Origin of the sequence: Streptomyces sp. NPDC001980 (assembly GCF_040296885.1) — a bacterium.
Lineage (GTDB): Bacteria > Actinomycetota > Actinomycetes > Streptomycetales > Streptomycetaceae > Streptomyces.
Map to the genome: position 1 here is coordinate 136,178 of NZ_JBEOYD010000024.1, position 22,959 is coordinate 159,136.

At 71.2% G+C, this 22,959-nt stretch carries 24 protein-coding genes; 17 read left to right on the forward strand and 7 right to left on the reverse strand.

All coding sequences use genetic code 11. The features are described from left to right. Window positions 1-46: 46 nt before the first annotated feature. The 5 genes from ABT137_RS31580 (at window position 47) to ABT137_RS31600 (ending at window position 4,734) form a co-directional block, all read left to right on the forward strand. Window positions 47-985 carry an NAD(P)/FAD-dependent oxidoreductase gene (locus ABT137_RS31580; protein WP_351714520.1) on the forward strand — a complete coding sequence of 313 codons (939 nt, stop codon included), beginning with the start codon at window positions 47-49 and terminating at the stop codon, window positions 983-985. A gap of 29 nt (window positions 986-1,014) precedes the next feature. Continuing rightward, complete coding sequence (locus tag ABT137_RS31585; protein ID WP_351714521.1) at window positions 1,015-2,553, forward strand: ATP-dependent DNA ligase; 1,539 nt, start codon at window positions 1,015-1,017, stop codon at window positions 2,551-2,553. Then, complete coding sequence (locus ABT137_RS31590) at window positions 2,550-3,017, forward strand: NUDIX hydrolase (protein ID WP_351714522.1); 468 nt, start codon at window positions 2,550-2,552, stop codon at window positions 3,015-3,017. Before ABT137_RS31585 ends, ABT137_RS31590 begins: the two co-directional genes overlap by 4 nt. Window positions 3,018-3,092: 75 nt before the next feature. Further along, a complete protein-coding gene (locus ABT137_RS31595) occupies window positions 3,093-4,478 on the forward strand; it encodes an NADP-dependent succinic semialdehyde dehydrogenase (RefSeq protein WP_351714523.1) in 1,386 nt (461 codons plus the stop codon). 25 nt (window positions 4,479-4,503) lie between these two features. Continuing rightward, on the forward strand, window positions 4,504-4,734 hold the full coding sequence (locus tag ABT137_RS31600; protein WP_089105419.1) for a DUF6213 family protein: 231 nt from the start codon (window positions 4,504-4,506) through the stop codon (window positions 4,732-4,734). 97 nt (window positions 4,735-4,831) lie between these two features. On the opposite strand, the gene ABT137_RS31605 is transcribed toward ABT137_RS31600, so the two are convergent. Beyond that, window positions 4,832-5,485, reverse strand: coding sequence for a thiaminase II/PqqC family protein (locus tag ABT137_RS31605; RefSeq protein ID WP_351714524.1), 654 nt, complete (start codon window positions 5,483-5,485; stop codon window positions 4,832-4,834). Window positions 5,486-5,670: 185 nt separating this feature from the next. Here ABT137_RS31605 and ABT137_RS31610 point away from each other — a divergent pair, with 185 nt between their 5' ends. The 3 genes from ABT137_RS31610 to ABT137_RS31620 are packed head-to-tail and all read left to right on the forward strand — an operon-like array spanning window position 5,671 to window position 8,508. Further along, window positions 5,671-6,735, forward strand: coding sequence for a type III polyketide synthase (locus ABT137_RS31610; RefSeq protein WP_351714525.1), 1,065 nt, complete (start codon window positions 5,671-5,673; stop codon window positions 6,733-6,735). After that, window positions 6,732-7,979, forward strand: coding sequence for a cytochrome P450 (locus ABT137_RS31615; protein ID WP_502984601.1), 1,248 nt, complete (start codon window positions 6,732-6,734; stop codon window positions 7,977-7,979). The genes ABT137_RS31610 and ABT137_RS31615 overlap by 4 nt, the downstream gene beginning before the upstream one ends. A 7-nt stretch (window positions 7,980-7,986) precedes the next feature. Further along, window positions 7,987-8,508, forward strand: coding sequence for a cupin domain-containing protein (locus ABT137_RS31620; RefSeq protein WP_351714526.1), 522 nt, complete (start codon window positions 7,987-7,989; stop codon window positions 8,506-8,508). Window positions 8,509-8,620: 112 nt separating this feature from the next. Here ABT137_RS31620 and ABT137_RS31625 read toward each other — a convergent pair whose 3' ends face one another. Further along, a complete protein-coding gene (locus tag ABT137_RS31625) occupies window positions 8,621-9,847 on the reverse strand; it encodes an acyl-CoA dehydrogenase family protein (protein ID WP_093505921.1) in 1,227 nt (408 codons plus the stop codon). A 173-nt stretch (window positions 9,848-10,020) separates the two neighbouring features. On the opposite strand from ABT137_RS31625, the gene ABT137_RS31630 reads away from it, so the two are divergent. Beyond that, on the forward strand, window positions 10,021-10,665 hold the full coding sequence (locus tag ABT137_RS31630) for a TetR/AcrR family transcriptional regulator (RefSeq protein ID WP_351714527.1): 645 nt from the start codon (window positions 10,021-10,023) through the stop codon (window positions 10,663-10,665). 103 nt (window positions 10,666-10,768) lie between these two features. Here the strand turns inward: ABT137_RS31630 and def are convergent, their stop codons facing one another. Further along, window positions 10,769-11,308 carry a peptide deformylase gene (gene def / locus ABT137_RS31635; RefSeq protein WP_351714528.1) on the reverse strand — a complete coding sequence of 180 codons (540 nt, stop codon included), beginning with the start codon at window positions 11,306-11,308 and terminating at the stop codon, window positions 10,769-10,771. 151 nt (window positions 11,309-11,459) lie between these two features. Between def and ABT137_RS31640 the strand changes: the two genes are divergently transcribed. The 5 genes from ABT137_RS31640 to ABT137_RS31660 all read left to right on the forward strand — a co-directional run bounded on the left by ABT137_RS31640 (window position 11,460) and on the right by ABT137_RS31660 (window position 16,042). Beyond that, a complete protein-coding gene (locus ABT137_RS31640) occupies window positions 11,460-12,698 on the forward strand; it encodes a MurT ligase domain-containing protein (protein ID WP_089105426.1) in 1,239 nt (412 codons plus the stop codon). A gap of 20 nt (window positions 12,699-12,718) precedes the next feature. Next, window positions 12,719-13,447 carry a type 1 glutamine amidotransferase gene (locus ABT137_RS31645; protein WP_351714530.1) on the forward strand — a complete coding sequence of 243 codons (729 nt, stop codon included), beginning with the start codon at window positions 12,719-12,721 and terminating at the stop codon, window positions 13,445-13,447. Window positions 13,448-13,627: 180 nt separating this feature from the next. Beyond that, window positions 13,628-14,653, forward strand: a complete 1,026-nt coding sequence (locus ABT137_RS31650; protein ID WP_351714531.1) for a 6-phosphofructokinase — start codon at window positions 13,628-13,630, stop codon at window positions 14,651-14,653. 191 nt (window positions 14,654-14,844) lie between these two features. Then, window positions 14,845-15,795: a cytochrome c oxidase assembly protein gene (locus ABT137_RS31655; RefSeq protein WP_351714532.1), complete on the forward strand. Its 951-nt coding sequence runs from the start codon at window positions 14,845-14,847 to the stop codon at window positions 15,793-15,795. A gap of 67 nt (window positions 15,796-15,862) precedes the next feature. Continuing rightward, entirely contained in the window at window positions 15,863-16,042 is a 180-nt protein-coding gene (locus ABT137_RS31660; RefSeq protein ID WP_293996352.1) for a hypothetical protein, read from the forward strand. A 32-nt stretch (window positions 16,043-16,074) separates the two neighbouring features. On the opposite strand, the gene ABT137_RS31665 is transcribed toward ABT137_RS31660, so the two are convergent. The 4 genes from ABT137_RS31665 to ABT137_RS31680 are packed head-to-tail and all read right to left on the reverse strand — an operon-like array spanning window position 16,075 to window position 20,099. Continuing rightward, window positions 16,075-17,256: a sensor histidine kinase gene (locus ABT137_RS31665; protein WP_351714533.1), complete on the reverse strand. Its 1,182-nt coding sequence runs from the start codon at window positions 17,254-17,256 to the stop codon at window positions 16,075-16,077. Further along, window positions 17,253-18,965, reverse strand: coding sequence for a sodium/solute symporter (locus ABT137_RS31670; protein WP_351714534.1), 1,713 nt, complete (start codon window positions 18,963-18,965; stop codon window positions 17,253-17,255). Before ABT137_RS31670 ends, ABT137_RS31665 begins: the two co-directional genes overlap by 4 nt. 22 nt (window positions 18,966-18,987) lie before the next feature. Further along, window positions 18,988-19,347, reverse strand: a complete 360-nt coding sequence (locus tag ABT137_RS31675) for a hypothetical protein (RefSeq protein WP_351714535.1) — start codon at window positions 19,345-19,347, stop codon at window positions 18,988-18,990. A 2-nt stretch (window positions 19,348-19,349) separates the two neighbouring features. Further along, window positions 19,350-20,099, reverse strand: a complete 750-nt coding sequence (locus ABT137_RS31680) for a LytR/AlgR family response regulator transcription factor (protein ID WP_351714536.1) — start codon at window positions 20,097-20,099, stop codon at window positions 19,350-19,352. 111 nt (window positions 20,100-20,210) lie between these two features. Between ABT137_RS31680 and ABT137_RS31685 the strand changes: the two genes are divergently transcribed. The 3 genes from ABT137_RS31685 (at window position 20,211) to rocD (ending at window position 22,891) form a co-directional block, all read left to right on the forward strand. Next, window positions 20,211-20,696 (forward strand): Lrp/AsnC family transcriptional regulator, encoded by a 486-nt coding sequence (locus ABT137_RS31685; protein ID WP_351714537.1) that lies wholly within the window; start codon window positions 20,211-20,213, stop codon window positions 20,694-20,696. A gap of 145 nt (window positions 20,697-20,841) precedes the next feature. Continuing rightward, a complete protein-coding gene (gene ddaH, locus ABT137_RS31690) occupies window positions 20,842-21,651 on the forward strand; it encodes a dimethylargininase (protein ID WP_351714538.1) in 810 nt (269 codons plus the stop codon). Window positions 21,652-21,670: 19 nt separating this feature from the next. Further along, the gene (gene rocD / locus ABT137_RS31695) at window positions 21,671-22,891 is read left to right on the forward strand and encodes an ornithine--oxo-acid transaminase (RefSeq protein WP_351714539.1); all 1,221 of its coding nucleotides are present in this window, start codon (window positions 21,671-21,673) and stop codon (window positions 22,889-22,891) included. Window positions 22,892-22,959: the final 68 nt, after the last annotated feature.

Consider the following 22,959-nt stretch of genomic DNA (forward strand, 5'->3'; position numbering starts at 1 on the left):
CAATCCGGCAGCGGCCGGTCCACCCTCGGCCGCGGAGGTGGTCACCATGACCGATACGTACGAGGTGGTCGTCGTCGGAGGCGGCGCGGCCGGACTGTCCGCCGCGCTGGTCCTGGGCCGGGCCCGGCGCCGCACCCTGGTCGTCGACGCGGGCGAGCCGCGCAACGCCCCGGCTCCACACATGCAGGGTTTCCTGTCCCGGGACGGCATGCCGCCCGCGGAGTTCCTGGCGGTGGGCCGGGAGGAGATCGCCCGGTACGGCGTGGAGCTGGTCCGGGACCGGGCGGTGGGCGCGACGAAGGACGACGCGGACGGCTTCACGGTGGCGCTGGCCGGCGGCCGGACGGTCCGGGCCCGGCACCTGGTCGTCGCCACCGGCCTCAAGGACGAGCTCCCGCCCGTCCCCGGGGTGGCCGAACGCTTCGGCCGGGATGTGCTGCACTGCCCGTACTGCCACGGGTGGGAGGTGCGCGACCAGGCGTTCGGCGTGCTGGCCACGACCCCGATGAGCGTGCACCAGGCGCTGATGGTCACCCAGTGGTCCAAGGACGTGACCCTCTTCCTCCACCAGGTCGAGGAGACGGAGCTGACCGACGACGACCTGCGGCGGCTGGCCGCGGCCGGGGTGCGGGTGGTGCCCGGTGCGGTGGCGGGGCTGCGCGTCGAGGACGACCGGCTGACCGGAGTGCAGCTCGCTGGGGGAGGGAGCGTGCACGACCGGGAGGCCCTGTTCGTCGCCCCGCGTCCGGTCCCGCAGAACGACCTGTTCCTCGGGCTGGGCGCGGAGATGACGGAGACCCCCTTCGGCAGCTACCCGGTGATCGACGAGCGGGGCCAGACGACGGTGCCCGGACTGTGGGCGGCGGGCAACGCGAGCGGTTTCGCCGAGCAGGTGGTCAACGCGGCGAGCCGCGGCTACCGGGCGGGCGCGGCCATCAACGGCGAACTGCTCTTCGCGGATCTGGACGCGGCCGTGCGGGTGTAGTCCGGCCCCGCCCGTTGCACCATGGCTGCATGCTGCTGACCCGGCTCGCCGAAGTGTCCCAGGAGGTCGCCGCCACCGCGGCCAGGTCCCGCAAGACCGCGCTGCTCGCCGAACTCTTCCGGGAGACGGCGCCCGACGACGTGCCGGTCGTCATCCCCTACCTGGCCGGCCGGCTCCCGCAGGGCCGCCTCGGCGTCGGCTGGAAGGTGCTGAGCCGGCCCGTCCCGCCGGCCGCCGAACCCTCCCTGACGGTCCGCGAGGTCGACGCCCGGCTCAGCGAGCTGGGCAAGGTCTCCGGGGCCGGTTCGCAGGCCGAACGCGCCAGGATCGTGGGCGAGTTGATGGGCGCGGCGACGGCGGACGAGCAGCGCTTCCTGCTGGGGCTGATCAGCGGGGAGGTGCGGCAGGGCGCCCTGGACGCGGTCGCCGTCGAAGGGCTCGCGCAGGCGACCGGCGCGGCCCCGTCCGCCGTCCGCCGGGCGGTGATGCTCGCCGGGTCCCTCCGGACGGTGGCGGCGGCGCTGCTGGCGGACGGCCCGCCGGCCCTGGACCGTTTCCGGCTCACCGTCGGCCGCCCGGTGCTGCCCATGCTGGCGCACACCGCCTCCTCGGTGGCCGAGGCGGTGGCGAAGCTGGGGGGCTCGGCGGTCGAGGAGAAGCTGGACGGCATCCGGGTCCAGGTCCACCGGGACGGCGACACGGTACGGGTCTTCACCCGCACCCTGGACGACATCACCGACCGCCTCCCCGAGGTGACCTCCGCCGCCCGCGAGTTGGGCGGCGACCGGTTCGTCCTGGACGGCGAGGTGATCTCCTTCGACGCGGACGGCCGGCCCCGCTCCTTCCAGGAGACGGCGGGCCGGGTCGGCTCCCGGACGGACGTGGCGAAGGCGGCCCGGGAGGTCCCGGTCTCCCCCGTCTTCTTCGACGCGCTCGCGGTCGACGGCCACGACCTGCTCGACCTCCCCTTCGCCGAACGGCACGCGGAACTGGCCCGGCTGGTCCCCGAGCCGATGCGGGTGCGCCGGGCGCTGGTCGCCGGGCCCGAGGACACGGAGACCGCGGAGGAGTTCCTGGCGGCCGCCCTGGACCGCGGCCACGAGGGCGTGGTCGTCAAGGCCCTGGACGGCCCCTACAGCGCCGGTCGCCGGGGTGCCTCCTGGCTGAAGGTGAAACCCGTCCACACCCTCGACCTGGTCGTCCTGGCCGCCGAATGGGGCCACGGCCGCCGCACCGGCAGGCTCTCCAACCTCCACCTCGGCGCCCGCAACCCGGACGGCACCTTCGCCATGCTCGGCAAGACCTTCAAGGGCATGACCGACGCGATGCTGGAGTGGCAGACCGCCCGGCTCAAGGAGCTGGAGGTCTCGGACAACGGCTGGGTGGTGACCGTACGCCCCGAACTCGTCGTCGAGATCGCCTACGACGGCCTGCAGCGGTCCACCCGCTACCCGGCCGGCGTCACCCTCCGCTTCGCCCGGGTGGTCCGCTATCGCGAGGACAAGCGGCCGGCGGAGGCCGATACGGTGGAAGCCCTGCTGGCCGCACATCCGGAGGTACGGCGTTGACGGAGCCGAAGCGAAGCGCCGGACTGCTGTTGTTCCGGCATACCGGCGAAGGCCTCGAAGTGTTGCTCGGCCATATGGGCGGGCCGTTCTTCGCCAAGAAGGACGCGGGCGCCTGGACCGTCCCGAAGGGCGAGTACGAGCCGGACGAGCCGGCCTGGGAGGCGGCCCGCCGCGAGTTCCGGGAGGAGCTGGGCCTGGCGCCGCCGGACGGCGAGGCGATCGAGCTGGGCGAGGTCCGGCAGACCAACGGCAAGATCGTCACGGCGTGGGCGATCGAGGCGGACCTGGACCCGGCCACGATCGAACCGGGCACCTTCGCGATGGAGTGGCCGCCGCGGTCGGGCCGGATCCAGGAGTTCCCGGAGCTGGACCGGGTCGCCTGGCTGACCCCGGACCGGGCCCGCGAGGTGATCGTCAAGGCGCAGGCCACGTTTCTCGACCGGCTGGCGGAGCACTCGGGCTGAACAGAGGCCCCTACGTTGCGGTCGGCCCGGCCGCGCGGGAAGGTCGTAGCAAGCCCGCTCCCAGGGAGGTCAGCCATGCCCATCGCGACGGTCAACCCGGCGAACGGCGAGACGCTCGAAACGTTCGAGGCCATGGACGAGGACGAGCTCGAACGCCGGCTCGAACTCGCCGAGGCGACGTTCCGGACGTACCGCACGAGCACCTTCGCCGAGCGCGCCCGGCTGCTGCACGCCGCCGCCGACCTGCTGGACGGCGACCTGGACGGCATCGCCCGCACCATGACCACCGAGATGGGCAAGCCGCTGAAGCAGGCCCGCGCGGAGGCCGCCAAGTGCGCGAAGGCGATGCACTGGTATGCCGACCACGCGGAGGCACTGCTGGCCGACGAGGAGCCGGCGGAGACGGACGTGAAGGACTCGGGCGCGTCCCGGGTGCGGGTGCGGTACCGCCCCATCGGGCCGGTGCTCGCCGTGATGCCGTGGAACTTCCCGCTCTGGCAGGTGGTCCGCTTCGCCGCGCCGGCGCTGATGGCGGGCAACGTGGGCCTGCTCAAGCACGCGTCCAACGTCCCGCAGACGGCCCTGTACCTGGAGGACCTGTTCCACCGGGCCGGCTTCACCGAGGGCTGCTTCCAGACCCTGCTCATCGGCTCCGGCGCGGTCGACGACATCCTGCGCGACGAGCGGGTGAAGGCGGCGACGCTCACCGGAAGCGAGCCCGCGGGCCGCGCGGTCGCCGCCACCGCCGGCGAGATGATCAAGAAGACGGTGCTGGAACTGGGCGGCAGCGACCCGTACGTGGTGATGCCCTCGGCGGACATCGACCGGGCGGCGAAGATCGCGGTGACGGCGCGCGTGCAGAACAACGGGCAGTCGTGCATCGCCGCGAAGCGGTTCATCGTGCACACGGACGTCTACGACGCGTTCGCCGAGCGGTTCGTGGCGGGCATGGCGGCGCTGCGGACGGGCGACCCCATGGACGAGAAGACGGACGTCGGGCCGCTCGCGAGCGAACAGGGGCGCAAGGACCTGGAGGAGCTGGTCGAGGACGCGAAGCGGTCGGGTGCGCAGGTGCTGTGCGGCGGGCAGCGGCCGGACGGGCCCGGCTGGTACTACCCGCCGACCGTCCTCGCCGGGATCCACCGCGACATGCGCATCCACCGCGAGGAGGCGTTCGGGCCGGTGGCCACGCTGTACCGGGCCGGAGACCTGGACGAGGCGATCCTCATCGCCAACGACTCGCCCTTCGGGCTGAGTTCGAACGTGTGGACGCGGGACGACGCCGAGGTGGACCGGTTCGTACGGGATCTGGAGGCCGGCGGCGTGTTCGTCAACGGCATGACCGCCTCCCACCCGGCGTTTCCGTTCGGCGGGGTGAAGCGGTCCGGATACGGCCGTGAGCTGTCCGGGCACGGAATCCGGGAGTTCTGCAACATCACCACTGTTTGGCAGGGTGCGTGAGGGTTGCACGACTACGATCCGGAGTGTGAACCGCGAAGTGACCCTGCCTCTGATCGTCGACGACCGCGGGACCTTGCAGGTGGCCGCGGCCGACGTGAGCAAGTTGTTGCGGACGTTGGGGGCACGGTGGCTGCGTCTGGTGGAGGCCGACGAGGGTGGGCTGGACGAGGACACGGTGGCTGCGCTGACCATCGAGCTGGCGAAGCTCGCCGATCGGATCGACGTGGCCTGTATCGCCCACAGCAGTGGGGAGTGACGGTCGTTCGGCGAGTGCGGGCCGGTGGGGGCTTGTCGCGCCCACGCGGCGGCAGCCGCACATCGATACAGCCCCGCGCCCCTGAAAGCAGGTCAGTTCAGCTGAGCGACGTCCAGAACATCTCCTCGTATGCCTGGAGCAGGCGGCCGTAGGTGTACACCCGCTTCTCGTCCAGGCGGCCTGACTCCAGTCCCGCCTGCACCGCTGCCGTGGCCTGCTCGTCCAGTGCCGGGGCCGGTTCGGCGAAGAAGTCGAAGAAGGCGCAGGCCTCGTCCGTGAAGCCGTAGTGCTCGCGCAGGCCCTGCGCGATGCTCGCGCAATACGTGCCCCACGTCGCGAAGTTGGCCGTGACGGCGAGGACGGCGTCCGTCGGGGTTGCGTTGAGGGCGAGCCAGGAGACGTACGCCGGGTACGCCTGGCAGCCCGGTAGGGGCTCGTACGCTTGCATGCGCTCTTCATCCACTTCGCACGCCTCGGTGAACGCGCCCAGCCGCTCTGCCGCCAGCTCCTCGCCCCCGGCCAGCATGGTGAAGAACCCGGCGGCCGCCGGCTCCTCGGAGGCGCGCTGCGCCAGATGCAGGAACGCACGTCGGTCGGCGGAGATCACTTGGTGTTGTTCCAGGGCAAGTGCGGCGAGTGTCTCCAGACTCGCCCGGCCGCTGGCGACGAGGGGGACCAAGGGATTGGCGTTCGGGTCCGGGGCAAGCTCTGACCTGGTCGTTTTCAGCATTTCCGCGGCCGTGCCGGGCATCGCTTCCTCCTCGTCCGGATACCTCTGTGCTGATCCGACCCTGACACGGGGTCACCGGTTCGGAGTAGTCCGGCGAGAGATCATCGCCCTCACGGGTGATCGTGAGGGAACCACCTCCTGAGGTGAACCACCTCTCTGACCGGTCGGGCCCAAACCCGCCGGAAGGCTGAAAGCAGGCACGGTTCATGGCGACTTTGTGCAAACCCTCAGTGTCGGTCCCGGAGTACGTGATCACGATGGAGGAGACGCTGGAACTGGCGCGCTCCCACCACGAGGACCACCCGCAGCTGCCGTTGGCGCTGAGACTGATCGAGAACACGGGCGTTCGCACCCGGCACATCGTGCAGCCGATCGAGGAAACCCTGAAGCACCCCGGCTTCGAGGAGCGCAACAAGCTCTACGAGGTCGAGGCCAAGGCCCGGGTCCCCGCAGTCATCCAGCGGGCGCTCGACGACGCCGAGCTGCTCACCTCCGACATCGACGTGATCATCTACGTCTCGTGCACGGGCTTCATGATGCCCTCGCTCACCGCGTGGCTGATCAACGAGATGGACTTCGACTCCACCACCCGCCAGATCCCCATCGCGCAGCTCGGCTGCGCGGCCGGCGGAGCGGCGATCAACCGGGCGCACGACTTCTGCTCGGCGTACCCGAACGCCAACGCCCTCATCGTGGCCTGCGAGTTCTGCTCGCTGTGCTACCAGCCGACCGACCTCGGCATCGGCTCGCTGCTCTCCAACGGCCTCTTCGGTGACGGTATCGCCGCCGCCGTGGTCCGCGGCCAGGGCGGCACGGGCGTCGAACTCGAACGCAACGGCTCGTACCTGATCCCGAAGACCGAGGAGTGGATCATGTACGACGTGCGGGCCACCGGGTTCCACTTCCTGCTGGACAAGCGGGTCCCGGCGACCATGGAGCCGCTGGCGCCGGCTCTCCAGGACCTGGCAGGGCTGCACGGCTGGGACGCGTCCGACCTGGACTTCTACATAGTCCACGCGGGCGGGCCGCGCATCCTGGACGACCTGAGCAAGTTCCTCCAGGTCGAACCGCACGCCTTCCGGTTCAGCCGGGCCACGCTCACCGAGTACGGCAACATCGCCAGCGCCGTCGTCCTGGACGCGCTGCGCCGGATGTTCGACGAAGGCGGCGCCGAGCACCAGGCGCGTGGCCTGCTGGCCGGGTTCGGTCCCGGCATCACCGCGGAAATGTCGCTGGGTCGCTGGCGGCGTTCGGACGAAGAGGCGGCTTGACCGAAATGACGCTCACCGAACCACTCGACTCCGCCGACGAGGCGGCCGGTGAGGCCACCTGTCCGGTCCGGCACTGGGCGGTGCCGGACCTGGCGGGGGTGGACTTCGACCCCACCCTGGCCGAGCTGATGCGGGAGGGTCCGGTCACCCGGATCCAGCTTCCGAACGGTGAGGGCTGGGCGTGGCTGGTCACCCGGTACGACGACGTACGGATGGTGGCCAACGACCCTCGGTTCAGCCGTGAGGCGGTGATGGCGCAGCCGGTCACCCGGCTCGCCCCGCACTTCATCCCGGATCCCGGCGCGGTCGGCTTCCTGGACCCGCCCGACCACACGCGGCTGCGCCGCTCGGTGGCCCCCGCGCTCACCTCCAAGGGCGTGGAGCGGGTCCGGGACAAGGCCCGCCTGATGCTGGACGAGATCATCGACGAGCTCGTCCAGGACGGCCCGCCCGCCGATCTCACGGCGACGGTCCTCAGCCCGTTCCCCATCGCGGTGATCTGCGAGGTGATGGGCGTACCGCCCGCCGACCGGCACACCATGCACATCTGGACCCAGCTGATCCTGTCCTCCAGCCACGGCAAGGAGGTCAGCGAGAGGGCCAAGCGCGAGATGAGCGCCTACTTCGCCGACCTCATCGCCCTGCGGGCGGGCAGTACGGGCGAGGACGTGTGCTCGCTGCTGGGCGCCGCGGTGGGCCGCGGCGAGGTCGCTCTGCAGGAGGCCGTCGGTCTGACCGTCCTCCTCCAGATCGGCGGCGAGGCGGTCACCAACAACAGCGGGCAGATGTTCTACCTGCTGCTGACCCGCCCCGACCTCCTCGACCGGCTGCGCGCCGAGCCGGAGATCCGCCCCCGGGCGATCGACGAGCTCCTGCGCTACATCCCGCACCGCAGCGCGGTCGGGCTGTCCCGGATCGCCCTGCAGGACGTGGAGATCAAGGGCGTACGGATCCGCGCGGGCGACGCGATCTACGTCTCGTACCTGGCCGCCAACCGCGACCCGGACGTCTTCCCGGACCCCGAGACGATCGACCTCACCCGCAGTCCCAACCCGCATGTGTCCTTCGGGTTCGGCCCGCACTACTGTCCCGGCGGCCAGCTCGGCAGGCTGGAGGAGGAACTCCTCGTCGACGCCCTGCTCGACCGGCTGCCCGGGATGCGGCTCGCCGTTCCTCCGGAGCAGGTGCCCTTCAGAAAGGGCGCGCTGATCCGGGGACCCGAGGCGCTTCCGGTGACCTGGTGAGTGGCCCATGACCACAGCCGAGGGACTCCTCGTCCCACCAGGACACGGGCGCGTGGTCCACACGCCGGCCCAGCGTGTCACCTTCAAGGTGACGGGAACACACTCGCGGACGGCCTCCACCTTCGAGGTGGACGTCCCGCCGGGCTTCGACGTGGGCGCCCATGTGCACACCCGCAGCGAGGAGCTGTTCTACGTCCTCGAAGGCGAGCTGGACGTCCTCGCCTTCGAGCCGCGCATCCGCACACCCGACAACTGGCAGAAGTGGGAGTCGAGTTCGGGCACGAGGGTGGTGAGGGCGACCCCGGGCACGCTGATCGCCGTACCCCCCGGCTGCCCCCACGCCTTCGCCAACCCGACGGACACCCCGGCGCGGATGTTCTTCCAGTCCTCCCCGCCACCCGACCACGAGCGCTACTTCGAGGAGCTCCTGGAGATCCTGGGCAGCGGCGGTCCTCCGGACCACGAGGCGATCGAGCTACTCCGCAAGCGCTACGACATCGAGCAACTGACACCTTTGAAGCTCCGGTGACTGAGCCCACCTGTTCGGGGGCGCGGGGCGTTATCGATATGCGGCTCCGCCGCGTGGGCGCGACCAGCCACAGGCGGCCGTCGGTCCGCAACGCACCCGCACCCCCACGGCGCTACCGAATCGGCATCCCCGACAAGGTACGGGCGATCACCAACCGCTGGATCTCACTCGTCCCCTCGAAGATCGTGTAGATCGCCGCGTCCCGGTGCATCCGCTCCACCGGGTACTCCCGCGTGTACCCGTTCCCGCCCAGGATCTGGATCGCCTGGGCGGTCACCTTCTTCGCCGTCTCGCTCGCGAACAGCTTCGACATCGACCCCTCGGCCGCGGTGAACGGCTTCCCGTTCACCGCCATCCAGGACGCCCGCCACACCAGCAGCCGGGCCGCGTCGACGGCCGTCCGCATGTCGGCGAGCTGGAACGCCACCCCCTGGTTGTCGATGATCGGCCGCCCGAACTGCTCCCGGGTCACGGCGTAGTCGAGGGCGACCTCGTACGCGGCGCGTGCCGTACCGACGGCCATCGCGCCGACGGCGGGCCGCGAGGCCTCGAACGTGGCCATCGCCGCGTTCTTCACGCGCTCACCGCCCGACTTCGCCCGCTCCCGGGCCCGGGCCAGCCGCTCGTCCAGCTTCTCCTTGCCGCCGAGCAGGCAGGACCCGGGCACCCGGGCGTTGTCCAGGACGACCTCGGCGGTGTGCGAGGCCCGGATCCCGTGCTTCTTGAACTTCTGGCCCTGGGACAGCCCGGGCGTCCCCGGCGGGACGATGAAGGAGGCGTGGCCCTTGGAGCCGAGCTCCGGATCGACGACGGCGACGACGACGTGGACGTTGGCGATGCCGCCGTTGGTCGCCCAGGTCTTCGTGCCGTTGAGCACCCACTCGTCCTTGGCCTCGTCGTAGACGGCCCGGGTGCGCATGGAGGCCACGTCGGAGCCGGCGTCGGGCTCGGAGGAGCAGAACGCGGCGACCTTGACATCGTTGGTGTCGCCGTACATCTGGGGGATCCAGGTGCCGATCTGCTCCTCGGTGCCGTTGGCGAGGACGCCGACGGCGGCGAGGCCCGTGCCCACGATGGACAGGGCGATGCCGGCGTCGCCCCAGAACAGCTCCTCCATGGCCATCGGGATGCCGAGGCCGGTGGGGTCGAAGTACTGCTGGGCGTAGAAGTCGAGGGAGTAGATGCCGACCTTCGCGGCCTCCTGGATGACCGGCCAGGGAGTTTCCTCACGCTCGTCCCATTCGGCGGCCGCGGGACGGATGACGTCGGCGGCGAAACCGTGCAGCCAGTCCCGGACCTCCTTCTGTTCGTCGTTGAGCTCCATGGTGAACTCGGCCATGACCCCTCCAGCGGCGGCGCATAATGTGTTACTAGCGGTAACCCGAGTCTGTTACTCGTCGGTAGGAAAAGTCAACTCCCAAGGTCACCTCGGCAGCCAGTTCGAGAGCAGATGGCCGTCAGGTGTTAGTTTGCGCAGGCGTCACCGAAAAGAGCACGGGGTGGGGAGAGCACATGGACACCACACAGCGGACCGAACAGCAGCGGTCCGCCGACCGCCGACGGCGCGAGCTGTTGGAGGCCGCCGACCGGGTGGTGCTGCGCGACGGCCCACAGGCTTCCATGAACGCCATCGCGGCGGAGGCGGGCATCACCAAACCCATCCTCTACCGCCACTTCGGCGACAAGGGCGGGCTGTACGCGGCGCTGGCCAAGCGGCACACGGACGCGTTGCTGAACTCGTTGCGGGACGCGCTGGACGCTCCCGCGGAGCGCCGTGAACGGGTCGAGGCGACCTTGGACACGTACCTCGCGGCGATCGAGGCGCGGCCCCAGGTGTACCGGTTCCTGATGCACCCCGCGGAGGGCAGCACGGGGACCGACCAGGGGTTCGACGTGGGGAAGCACTCGGCTCCGCTGCTGCGGCGGATGGGTGAGGAGCTGGCGCAGGTCATCGAGGACCGGCTGGATCTCGGGCCCGGGAGCCAGCAGCTGGCGCGGGTGTGGGGGCACGGGATCGTCGGGATGATGCATGCGGCCGGGGACTGGTGGCTCGGGGAGCGGCCTTGTACTCGTGCGGAATTGGTGAAGAGTTTGGCTGATCTTTTGTGGGGTCGCTTGGCGGCTGCGGGGGACAAGGTCGGCGGTCCGGGGTTCTGAGGATTCAGTTTCGGCTGACCGCCCGGTGGGGGCTTGTCGCACAGTTCCTCCCCCAGCCTTCGGCCGGGGGTACCCCCAGCGCCCCTGAAAGACAGGGATGTCCTCACCGGTGCCAAGAAGACTTCGCCACCTGTCGCATCAGCTTGCGCCTGCGCCAGCCGCTGACGTGGTCGGCGTAGACGCGGCCCTCCAGGTGGTCGGTCTCGTGCTGGAGGCACCGCGCGAAGAAGCCCGTGCCGTGGATCGTGATCGGCTCCCCCGACGCCGTGAAGCCCTCCACCACCGCGTGGTCGTGGCGTTCCGTGCCCGCCTCCAGGCCCGGCAGGGACAGACAGCCCTCCGGGCCGCGGAGCGTCACGCCGTCCGCGGTCACCAGGCGCGGGTTCACCACGTGGCCGAGGTGACGGACGTCCTCGTCGTCGGGGCAGTCGAAGACGAACACCCGCAGCGGCTCCCCCACCTGGTTCGCCGCCAGGCCGACGCCCTCCGCCGCGTACATCGTCGCGAACAAGTCCTCCACGAGCCGGGAGAGTTCGGGGCCGAACTCGGTGACCTCCGCGCAGCGGGCGTGCAGGACGGGGTCGCCGAGCAGGGTGAGAGGCCGGACCCGCCCGTGGGCGCCCGGAATGGAACCGTGTCGCATGGCCGCAAGGGTACGGTTCGGATGGGCCCCTGCTCGCCGCGCAGGCATGGGCCGGAATTCGGGTGTGCGAATGGATCTCGATAGGCTGAGGTGCACACCACGTTGCCGGATGGCTCAGGCGCGGCGCGTACGCAAGGAGGATCGAGAACTGATGGCAGGCAACTCGGACCCGCTCACGCCGCGGGCCAAGCTGGCCGTGACCGCGGGCAAGGCGGTCGCGGCGGCGTCCCGTGCCGCGGGACGCGGCAGCGGATCCGTGATCGGTGGCCGGGTGGCGCTCAAACTCGACCCCGACCTTCTCGCCCGGCTCGCCCAGAACCTGGACGTGACCCTCGTCTCGGCGACGAACGGCAAGACGACGACCACCCGGCTCATCGCCGAGGCGCTGAAGGCCGCCGGGCCGGTCGTGTCCAACGCGCTCGGGGCCAACATGCCGGCCGGCATCACGTCGGCGCTGGCGGGCGGCTCGGAGTCCAAGTTCGGTGTCATCGAGGTCGACGAGAAGTACCTCGCCGGGGTGGCCCGGGACACCGACCCCAAGTGCATCGCGCTGCTCAACCTCTCCCGCGACCAGCTCGACCGCGCCGCCGAGACCCGGATGCTCGCCGAGAACTGGCGGGAGGGCCTGGCCGGGACCAAGGCCGTCATCGTGGCGAACTGCGACGACCCGCTGGTGGTGTGGGCCGCGTCCTCCTCCCCCAACGTGATCTGGGTCGCCGCCGGGCAGATGTGGAAAGACGACGCCTGGTCCTGCCCGTCCTGCGGTGGCGTGATGCAGCGGCCCGGCGACGACTGGTTCTGCGGCGAGTGCGGGTTCCGGCGGCCGACGCCGAGCTGGGTGCTCTCCGGGGACCACGTGCTCGACCCGCACGGGTCCGCCTGGCCGATCCACCTGCAGCTGCCGGGGCGCGCCAACAAGGCGAACGCCGCCTCCTCGGCCGCCGTCGCCGCCGTCTTCGGGGTGCCGCCGCAGGTCGCCCTGGAGCGGATGTACCAGGTGCAGGCCGTCGCGGGGCGCTACGACGTCGTGCAGTTCCAGGGGCGCGATCTGCGTCTGCTGCTGGCCAAGAACCCGGCCGGCTGGCTGGAGACGTTCTCGCTGATCGACCCGCCGCCGGCGCCGGTCATCCTCTCCGTGAACGCCCGCGGCGCCGACGGCACCGACACCTCCTGGCTCTGGGACGTGGACTACACGCGCCTGACCGGCCACCCGATCTTCGTGCTCGGCGACCGCAAGCTGGACCTCGCGGTGCGGCTGGAGGTCGCGAACCAGCACTTCCAGGTCTGCGACTCCCTCGACCAGGCCGTCCAGATGTGCCCGCCGGGCCGGATCGAGGTCATCGCGAACTACACCGCGTTCCAGGACCTGCGCCGCCGCGTCGGCAACTGACCACGAAGGACGAACAGTTCATGAGCGACAACCAACTGCGGCTGGTGTGGATCTACCCCGACCTGCTCAGCACCTACGGTGACCAGGGCAACGCGCTCGTCGTGGAGCGGCGGGCCCGGCAGCGCGGTCTCGACGTGGCCCGGCTCGACGTGCGCAGCGACCAGCCGATCCCGACCTCCGGCGACATCTACCTGATCGGCGGCGGTGAGGACCGTCCGCAGCGGCTCGCCGCCGAGCGGCTGCGTCGCGACGGGCACCTGTACCGGGCGGTGGAGAACGGCGCGATCGTGTTCTCCGTCTGCGCGGGGTACCAGATCCTCGGGCACGAGTTCATCAACGACCTGGGCCAGCGCGAGCCGGGCCTCGGCCTGCTCGACGTGACGACCGTGCGCGGCACCGGGGAGCGGTGCGTCGGTGACGTCCTCGGCGACATCGACCCGCGGCTCGGGCTGCCCCCGCTGACCGGCTTCGAGAACCACCAGGGCGTCACCCAGCTCGGTCCCACCGCCCGCCCCCTCGCCCGGGTCAGGCTGGGCAAGGGCAACGGCACCGGGGACGGCACCGAGGGCGCGTACAACGACACCGTCTTCGGCACGTACATGCACGGGCCGGTGCTCGCCCGCAACCCGCTCATCGCCGACCTGCTGCTGAAGCTGGCGCTCGACGTGAACGCGCTGCCGCCGATCGACGACCGGTGGTACGAGGCGCTCCGCAACGAGCGCATCGCGGCCGCCGAGCAGCCCGCCTGAGCTGTACCGGAGAGGTGGATTCCGGGCCCGCCTGACAGGGTGTCCGCTCACATGTGCGGGCACGTCCAGCAGGCGGACGCCCGGTACGGAACGGCCCCCTCGCGCGGGTAGGGTGACGGCGATGACAGCCGGACAGCGTGGTCCGGTCTCCGGCCCACGTGGAGAAGGTTGTTTCGGGCTATGCGCATTGGTGTCCTCACGTCCGGCGGCGACTGCCCCGGCCTGAACGCCGTCATCCGGTCCGTCGTGCACCGTGCCGTCGCCGACCACGGCGACGAGGTCATCGGCTTCCGGGACGGCTGGAAGGGCCTCCTGGAGTGCGACTACCTCAAGCTCGACCTCGACGCCGTGGCCGGCATCCTGGCCCGCGGCGGCACCATCCTCGGATCGTCCCGGGTCCAGCCCTCGCATCTGCGGGACGGCGTGGAGCGGGCCAGGGGCCATGTCGCCGAGCTCGGGCTCGACGCGATCATCCCGATCGGCGGTGAGGGCACCCTGAAGGCGGCCCGGCTGATGTCCGACGCCGGGCTGCCGATCGTCGGCGTACCGAAGACCATCGACAACGACATCGCCGTCACCGACGTGACCTTCGGCTTCGACACCGCCGTGGGGGTCGCCACCGAGGCGCTCGACCGGCTGAAGACCACCGCCGAGTCCCACCAGCGGGTGCTCGTCGTCGAGGTCATGGGCCGGCACACCGGCTGGATCGCCCTGCACTCCGGCATGGCGGCCGGCGCCCACGCCATCGTCGTACCGGAACGGCCCTTCGACATCGAGGAGTTGGCCCGTCGGGTCGGCGAGCGGTTCGAGGCGGGCAAGCGGTTCGCGATCGTCGTCGCGGCGGAGGGGGCCAAGCCGAAGGCGGGCACGATGGCCTTCGACGAGGGCGGCAAGGACATCTACGGCCACGAGCGGTTCGCCGGGATCGCCCGGCAGCTCTCCGTCGAGCTGGAGCAGCGGCTCGGCAAGGAGGCGCGGCCGGTCATCCTCGGGCACGTGCAGCGGGGTGGCACGCCGACGGCGTACGACCGCGTCCTGGCGACGCGGTTCGGGTGGCATGCGGTGGAGGCCGTGCACCGCGGCGAGTTCGGTCACATGACCGCGCTGCGGGGGACGGACATCGTGATGGTGCCGCTGGCCGAGGCGGTGGAGACGTTGAAGACGGTTCCTGCGCAGCGGTACGACGAGGCGGAGACCGTGCTTTAAGGGTTGGTCGTGTGTTGTCTGCGGGTGCGTGGGGGCTGATCGCGCAGTTCCTCCCCCAGCCTTCGGCCGGGGGTACCCCCAGCGCCCCTTTGGGTAGGGAACGTGGGCCCCGCTCGCAAGCGGGGTCGGCGGCGGTTCTAATCTGGGGTCGGTAGTAAACGTACAACCCCCCACGAATCAGGAGCCGCCGGATGGATCACAGCGGGCACGGCATGACCATGGATCTGCCGCCGTTCACGCTGGGGCGCGGGCTGGAGTGGTCGGCGGATCCCTTCTTTCTCGTCGCCACTCTCGCCGGGCTGGCGCTGTACGGGTGGGGTGTGGTGCGACTGCGGCGGCGCGGGGACGCCTGGTCGGTGGGGCGGACCGTGTCGTTCGTCGTCGGGGTGCTCACGATCATGCTCGTGATGTGCACCAAGCTGAACGACTACGGGATGGTCATGTTCAGCGTGCACATGGTGCAGCACATGATCATCAGCATGCTGTCGCCCATCCTGATCCTGCTGGGCGCGCCGATGACGCTCGCACTGCGCGCGCTGCCTGTCGCCGGGCGGGGCCGGAAGGGGCCGCGTGAGCTGCTGCTGGCCCTGCTGCACAGCCGGTACATGCGGATCATCACCCATCCCGCCTTCACCATCCCGCTGTTCATCGCGAGCCTCTACGCGCTCTACTTCACCCCGCTGTTCGACTTCCTGATGGGCTCCAAGGCCGGGCACATCGCGATGATGGTGCACTTCCTCGCCGTCGGTGTCGTCTTCTTCTGGCCGATCATCGGCATCGACCCGGGGCCGCACCGCCCGGGGTATCTCATGCGGATGCTGGAGCTGTTCGCGGGCATGCCGTTCCACGCGTTCTTCGGCATCGCGTTGATGATGGCGTCGGAGCCGATGGTGGAGACGTTCAAGAATCCGCCCGCGTCGCTCGGCATCGACGCGCTCTCCGACCAGAACGCGGCCGGCGGAATCGCCTGGGCGTTCAGTGAGGTCCCGTCCGTCCTGGTGCTGATCGCCCTGCTGTTCCAGTGGTACGGCTCCGAGCAGCGCCAGGCCCGGCGCATGGACCGGGCCGCCGACCGGGACGGCGACAAGGAGCTCGAGGCGTACAACGCCTATCTGGCCTCGCTGAACGCACGCGAGGGCTGACAGGGTCCCCGCAAGAGGCAGAACCGGGGCACCATGGAGGGAGTCGGACCATGAGGAGGGTGTCACGATGCCCGGTTCTGCGAACGGCTCGAACGGTGCCACGAAGGCGATGGGGGTGCTCACCGTAGGCGGACTCGTCGTGGTGACGGCCTACACGGTGGCCCTCGGCAGCAACGGCTGGCTCTGGTTCGGGTGGGTGGTGCTGGGACTACTGACGCTTGCGATGGTGGTCACCCAGAGCAACTGAAGCAGCGCGAACAACGGCGCATCGCGGAGCGCCTAGTGCACCCCGGGCTGGTACTTGGGCAGCCGCGCGGTGATCTTCATGCCCGCGCCGGGGGCCGTCTCGATGACGAGGCCGTGGTCGTCGCCGTAGACCTGGCGGAGCCGGTCGTCGACGTTGGACAGGCCGATGCCGCCACTGGGGCTGGTCTCGCCGGCGAGGATGCGGCGCAGCAGGACCGGGTCCATGCCGGCGCCGTCGTCCTCGATGACGACCAGCGCCTCGGCGCCCTCGTCCTGGGCGGTGATCTGGATGTGGCAGGTGCCGGTCTTGCCCTCCAGGCCGTGTTTGACGGCGTTCTCGACCAGGGGCTGGAGGCAGAGGAAGGGGAGGGTGACCGGGAGCACCTCGGGGGCGATCTGGAGGGTGACCGTGAGGCGGTCGCCGAAGCGGGCCCGGACCAGTGCCAGGTAGTGGTCGATGGCGTGCAGTTCGTCGGCGAGGGTGGTGAAGTCGCCGTGCCGGCGGAACGAGTAGCGGGTGAAGTCGGCGAACTCCAGCAGCAGTTCGCGGGCGCGCTCGGGGTCGGTGCGGACGAACGAGGCGATCACCGCGAGCGAGTTGAAGATGAAGTGCGGGGAGATCTGGGCGCGCAGGGCGCGGATCTCGGCCTCGATGAGCCGGGTGCGGGAGCGGTCCAGGTCGGCCAGCTCCAGCTGGACGCTGACCCAGCGGGCGACCTCGCCGACCGCCCGGACCAGGACGGCGGACTCGCGCGGGGCGCAGGCGACCAGGGTGCCGTGGACGCGGTCGTCGACGGTGAGCGGGGTGACCACCGCCCAGCGGACCGGGCAGTCGGGATACTCGCAGTCCAGGCGGAAGGCCTCGCCGCGGCCGGACTCCAGCGGTCCGGCGAGACGCTCCATGATCTCGGTGCGGTGGTGGTCGCCGACGCCGTCCCAGACCAGCAGGTTCTCGTGGTCGGTGAGGCAGAGGGCGTCGGTGCCGAGCAGGGTGCGCAGCCTACGGGCCGAGCGGCGGGCGGTCTCCTCGGTCAGGCCCGCGCGCAGCGGGGGTGCGGCGAGCGAGGCGGTGTGCAGGGTCTCGAAGGTGGCGTGCTCGACGGGAGTGCCGAGGCCGCCGAGGTTCTCGGGGCGTGCGGTGCGGCGGCCGAGCCAGAAACCGGCGGCGAGGAGCGGGAGGACTGCCACGAGGAGGCCCGCCAGGAACCCGGTCACGCCTTGACCTCCGCGCGCAGCTCTTCCGGCAGGTGGAAGCGGGCCAGGATCGCGGCCGTCCCGGGCGGTACCCGGCCCGGGGTCGCCAGGGAGACCAGGATCATGGTGAGGAAGCCCAGCGGGACCGACCAGAGCGCGGGCCAGGCGAGCAGGGCGTGCAGGTCACCGGTGCCGGGCAGGTCGGCCATCGTCGCGGCCACCGCGCAGAACGCCGAGCCGCCGCCGGCCAGCATCCCGGCGGCCGCGCCGGGCGGGGTCAGCCGGCGCCACCAGATGCCGAGGACCAGCAACGGGCAGAAGGAGGAGGCGGACACGGCGAAGGCCAGTCCGACGGCGTCGGCGACCGGCAGGCCGCCCACCAGCACGCTGGCGGCGACCGGTACGGCCATGGCGAGGACCGTCCCGAGTCTGAAGTGCCGTACTCCGCGGGACGGGAGGACGTCCTGGGTGAGGACTCCGGCGACCGCCATGGTGAGACCGGAGGCGGTGGAGAGGAACGCGGCGAAGGCGCCGCCCGCCACCAGCGCGCCGAGCAGGTCGCCGCCGAGGCCGCCGACCACCCGGTCGGGCAGCAGCAGGACGGCGGCGTCCGTCTCGCCGGTGAGGGTGAGTTCGGGGGTGTAGAGGCGGCCGAGGGCGCCGTAGACGGGCGGCAGGAGGTAGAAGAGGCCGATCAGGGCGAGGACGGCGACCGTGGTGCGGCGGGCGGCGACGCCGTGCGGGCTGGTGTAGAAGCGGACGACGACGTGCGGCAGGCCCATGGTGCCGAGGAAGGTGGCGAGGATCAGTCCGTACGTGGCGTACAGCGGGCGTTCCTCGCGGCTCTCGGCGAGCGAGGTGGACATGCCGCCGTTGGTGCCCCGGTCGGTGGCGGGGACGCGGGTGCCCTTGGCGAAGGTCAGGCGGGTGCCCGCGGTGATGCGGTGGGTGCCCTCGGGGAGGGTGAGCCGGGTGTCCTCGTGCCGGCGGCCGTCGACGCTGCCGGTGACCGTGACCGTGAGCGGGCGGTCGAGCCTGAGGGAGAGGGTGTCCTTGACGTCCACGATGCGCTGGGCGCGGAAGGTGGCCGGTTCGTCGAAGGCGTGGGTGGGGGCGCCGGCGCTCTGCCAGGCGAGAACGAGGAAGAGGGCGGGGACGAGCAGGGCGGTGAGCTTCAGCCAGTACTGGAAGGCCTGGACGAAGGTGATGCTGCGCATGCCGCCCGCGGCCACGGTGGCCACCACGACCACGGCGACGATGAGACCGCCGAGCGCGTCCGGAGCGCCGGTGAGGACCGCCAGCGTCAGCCCGGCGCCCTGGAGTTGGGGCAGCAGGTAGAGCCAGCCGACGCCGACGACGAACGCCCCGGCCAGCCGTCGTACCGTCTGCGAGGCGAGCCGGGCCTCGGCGAAGTCGGGGAGGGTGTAGGCGCCGGAGCGGCGCAGCGGGGCGGCGACGAAGAGGAGGAGGACGAGGTAGCCGGCGGTGTAGCCGACCGGATACCACAGCATGTCGGGGCCCTGGACGAGGACCAGTCCCGCGATGCCCAGGAAGGAGGCGGCGGAGAGGTACTCGCCGCTGATCGCGGCCGCGTTGAGGCGGGGGCCGACGGTGCGCGAGGCGACGTAGAAGTCGGAGGTGGTCCGGGAGATGCGCAGACCGAAGGCGCCGACGAGGACGGTCGCGACGACCACGAGGGCGACGGCCGGGACCGCGTAGCTGGAGTTCATCGAGCCTCGTCGGGGCTGGGGTTCATCGGTCCTCGACGAGGCGGACGAAGTCCTCCTCGTTGCGTTCGACGCGGCGCACGTACCAGCGGGCGAGCAGGATCAGCGGGGCGTACAGGCAGAAGCCGAGCACCAGCCACTCCAGTCGGCGGGCCTCGGGCGCGGCGGCGAAGACCAGCGGGAGCGGGCCGACGAGCAGCACCAGGACGGCGAACACGACGAGGGCGACGCGTAGTTGGCTGCGCATGAGGGAGCGGACGTAGGTGTGGCCGAGGGTGGTCTGCTCGTCGATCTCGGTGCGCGGCCGGTAGTAGCCGGAGGTACGGCGGCTGCGGCGGGGCGGGCCGGTGACGGTGACCCGGCGCTCGGCGGGGTCGGCGGGCATCGTCAGGCCCTCCTCATCAGCAGGTCCCGCAGCTCGCGGGCGTGGCGTCGGCTGACCTGGAGCTCCTCGGCGCCGACCAGGACGCTCACCGTGCCCGCGTCCAGGCGGAGTTCGCCGACGTGGCGGAGGGCGACCAGGTGGCGGCGGTGGATGCGGACGAAGCCGCGGGAGCGCCAGCGGTCCTCCAGGGTGGACAGCGGGATGCGGACGAGGTGGCTGCCGCGGTCGGTGTGCAGGCGGGCGTAGTCGCCCTGGGCCTCGACGTGCGTGATGTCGTCCACCGCCACGAACCGTGTCACACCGCCGAGTTCGACGGGTATGTGGTCGGGGTCGGGTTCGTGGACGGGTATCCGGGGTGCGGTGGAGCGCAGTTCGGCGGCCCGGCGCACCGCCTCCGCGAGCCGTTCCTTGCGTACCGGCTTCAGGACGTAGTCAACCGCCTTGAGATCGAAGGCCCTTACCGCGAAGTCCTCGTGGGCGGTGACGAAGACGACCAGCGGGGGCCGGGCGAAGCCGGTGAGCAACCGGGCCAGGTCCAGGCCGTCCAGGCCGGGCATCTGGACGTCGAGGAAGACGACGTCGATGGCCTCGGGGCCCTGGGGTCCGGACTCCAGGGCGCGGGTGATGCGGCGCAGCGCCTCGGTGGCGTCCCCGGCGCCCTCGACGCTGCCGATGCGCGGATCGGCGTGCAGCAGATAGAGCAGCTCCTCCAGCGAGGGGCGTTCGTCGTCGACGGCGAGGGCGCGCAGCATGAACGGAGTGTAGGCGGCGGAGCGCGGCGCTGGACATGTGCCGGACGTGGACGTTCGCGCCGGATGACGTGGTGTTCCCGAAGGGTCCTCGCCCGTGGTTACAGTGCGGGCATGAACAGCGGCACCGCCCCCTTCGACGATCTCGACCGGAAGATCACCATCGCGTTGATGGCGAACGCGCGGACCAGTTTCGCCGAGATCGGCGCGGCCGTCGGGCTCTCCGCGACGGCCGTGAAGCGACGGGTGGACCGGCTGCGCGAGACCGGTGTGATCACCGGGTTCACGGCCACCGTCACCCCGGCGGCCCTCGGCTGGCGCACGGAGGCGTACGTCGAGGTGTACTGCGAGGGCGCGGCCCCGCCCCGGCGGCTCGCGGAGGTGGTCCGCAACCACCCGGAGATCACCGCGGCCATGACGGTGACCGGCGGCGCGGACGCGCTGTTGCATGTGCGGGCCCGGGACGTGGACCACTTCGAGGAGGTGCTGGAGCGGATCCGGGTGGAGCCGTTCATCCGGAAGACGATCAGTGTGATGGTGCTGTCGCATCTGCTGCCGGAGAGCCCGGAGGCCGGGGCCACGCACCCGGTGCCGGAGTAAACGCACCGATGCTGCGTCTGCACGACCGGAGACGCAGCGTTCCTGCGCAGACGCGCAACATTTGTTGCTTGTCGCCCGTATCCGACGCTTTCTACCTTGGTGTCAACCCTCAGTCGACACCGCGGGAAAGCGGAGGAACCCCTCTGTGTCCGAAAGCCGTGTGCCGCGCCTCAGGCGCTTTCTTGTCTGCGAACCCAGACATTTCGCCGTGCAGTACGCGATCAATCCCTGGATGAACCCCGACACCAGGGTCGACGTCGACCTGGCCCAGGAACAGTGGACCGCGCTGATCAGCGCCTACCGCACCCATGGGCACAGCGTCGACCGGCTGGAGCCGGTCCCCGGTCTGCCCGACATGGTGTTCGCCGCGAACTCGGCGGTCGTCGTCGGCGGCCGCGTCTTCGGCTCGCTGTTCCACGCGCCCGAGCGGCGCCCCGAGTCCTCCCACTACGACCTCTGGTTCAAGACCGCGGGCTACGACGTGTACCGCCCGGGCTCGGTGGTCGAGGGCGAGGGCGACCTGGTGTGGACGGGCCGGTACCTGCTCGCCGGCACCGGGTTCCGCACCACCCGCGAGGCGCACCGCGAGGCCCAGGAGTTCTTCGGCCACCCGGTGATCAGCCTGACCCTGGTGGACCCGTACTTCTACCACCTGGACACCGCGCTGTTCGTCCTCGACGAGGAGAACATCGTCTACTACCCCGAGGCCTTCTCCCCCGGCAGCCGCGAGGTGCTCCGCCGGCTGTTCCCGGAGGCGGTCCTCGCCACCCGCGACGACGCGCTGGCGTGGGGCCTGAACTCGGTCTCCGACGGCCGCCACGTCTTCATCGCGCCGCAGGCCGAGGCGCTCGCCGCCCGGCTCGCCGACCAGGGCTACGACCCCGTCCCCGTCGACCTGTCGGAGTTCCACAAGGCAGGCGGCGGCATCAAGTGCTGCACCCAGGAAATCCGCTGAGGACCAGGAGATCCCCCTGATGACCGCACCCGCACGCGCACGCACCTCCGCCGAGCTGATCGAGGCGGAGGGACCGGTCCTCGCGCACAACTACCACCCGCTGCCCGTCGTCGTCGCCCGCGCCGAGGGCGCCTGGGTCGAGGACGTCGAGGGCCGCCGCTACCTCGACATGCTGGCCGGCTACTCGGCCCTCAACTTCGGCCACCGCCACCCGGCGCTGGTCGACGCCGCCCACCGCCAGCTGGACCGCCTCACCCTCACCTCGCGCGCCTTCCACAACGACAGACTCGCCGAATTCGCCGAACGGCTCGCCGAGTTGACCGGCCTGGACATGGTGCTGCCGATGAACACCGGCGCCGAGGCGGTCGAGTCCGGCATCAAGGTGGCCCGCAAATGGGCGTACGACGTGAAGGGCGTCCCGGCCGACCGGGCCACGATCGTCGTCGCCGCGGACAACTTCCACGGCCGCACGACCACGATCGTCAGCTTCTCCACCGACGAGACGGCCCGCGCGGGCTTCGGCCCCTTCACGCCGGGCTTCCGGATCGTGCCGTACAACGACCTGGCCGCGCTGGAGGCGGCGGTCGACGAGACCACGGCGGCCGTGCTGATCGAGCCCATCCAGGGCGAGGCCGGGGTGCTCATCCCGGACGACGGCTATCTGACCGGGGTCCGGGAGCTGACCCGCCGCAAGGGCTGCCTCTTCGTCGCCGACGAGATCCAGTCCGGTCTGGGCCGCACCGGCCGCACCCTCGCCGTCGACCACGAGGACGTCGTCCCGGACGTGCTGCTGCTCGGCAAGGCGCTGGGCGGCGGGATCGTGCCGGTGTCGGCGGTGGTGGCCCGGCGGGAGGTGCTGGGGGTGCTGCACCCGGGCGAGCACGGCTCGACGTTCGGCGGCAACCCGCTCGCGGCGGCGGTCGGCACGGCGGTGGTCGAGCTGCTGGAGAGCGGCGAGTTCCAGCGCCGGGCCGCCGAGCTGGGCGTGGTCCTGCGGGACGGCCTGACGGAGCTGGTCGGCAGGGGTGTGGTCGGCTTCCGCTCGCGCGGGCTGTGGGCGGGCGTCGACGTGGACCCGGCGATCGGCACCGGGCGGGAGATCGGCGAGCGCCTGATGCGCGAGGGCGTCCTGGTCAAGGACACCCACGGCTCCACGATCCGGCTGGCCCCGCCGCTGACCGTCACGGCGGAGGAACTGCGGTCGGCGCTGGGGGCGTTGGAGAAGGTGCTGGCGGCCTGAGCGGACGGCGGCTCGGCCCCAACCGCACCTTCCTCTCCTACATCTCCGAGGTCCTCCCGGCCCTGGGC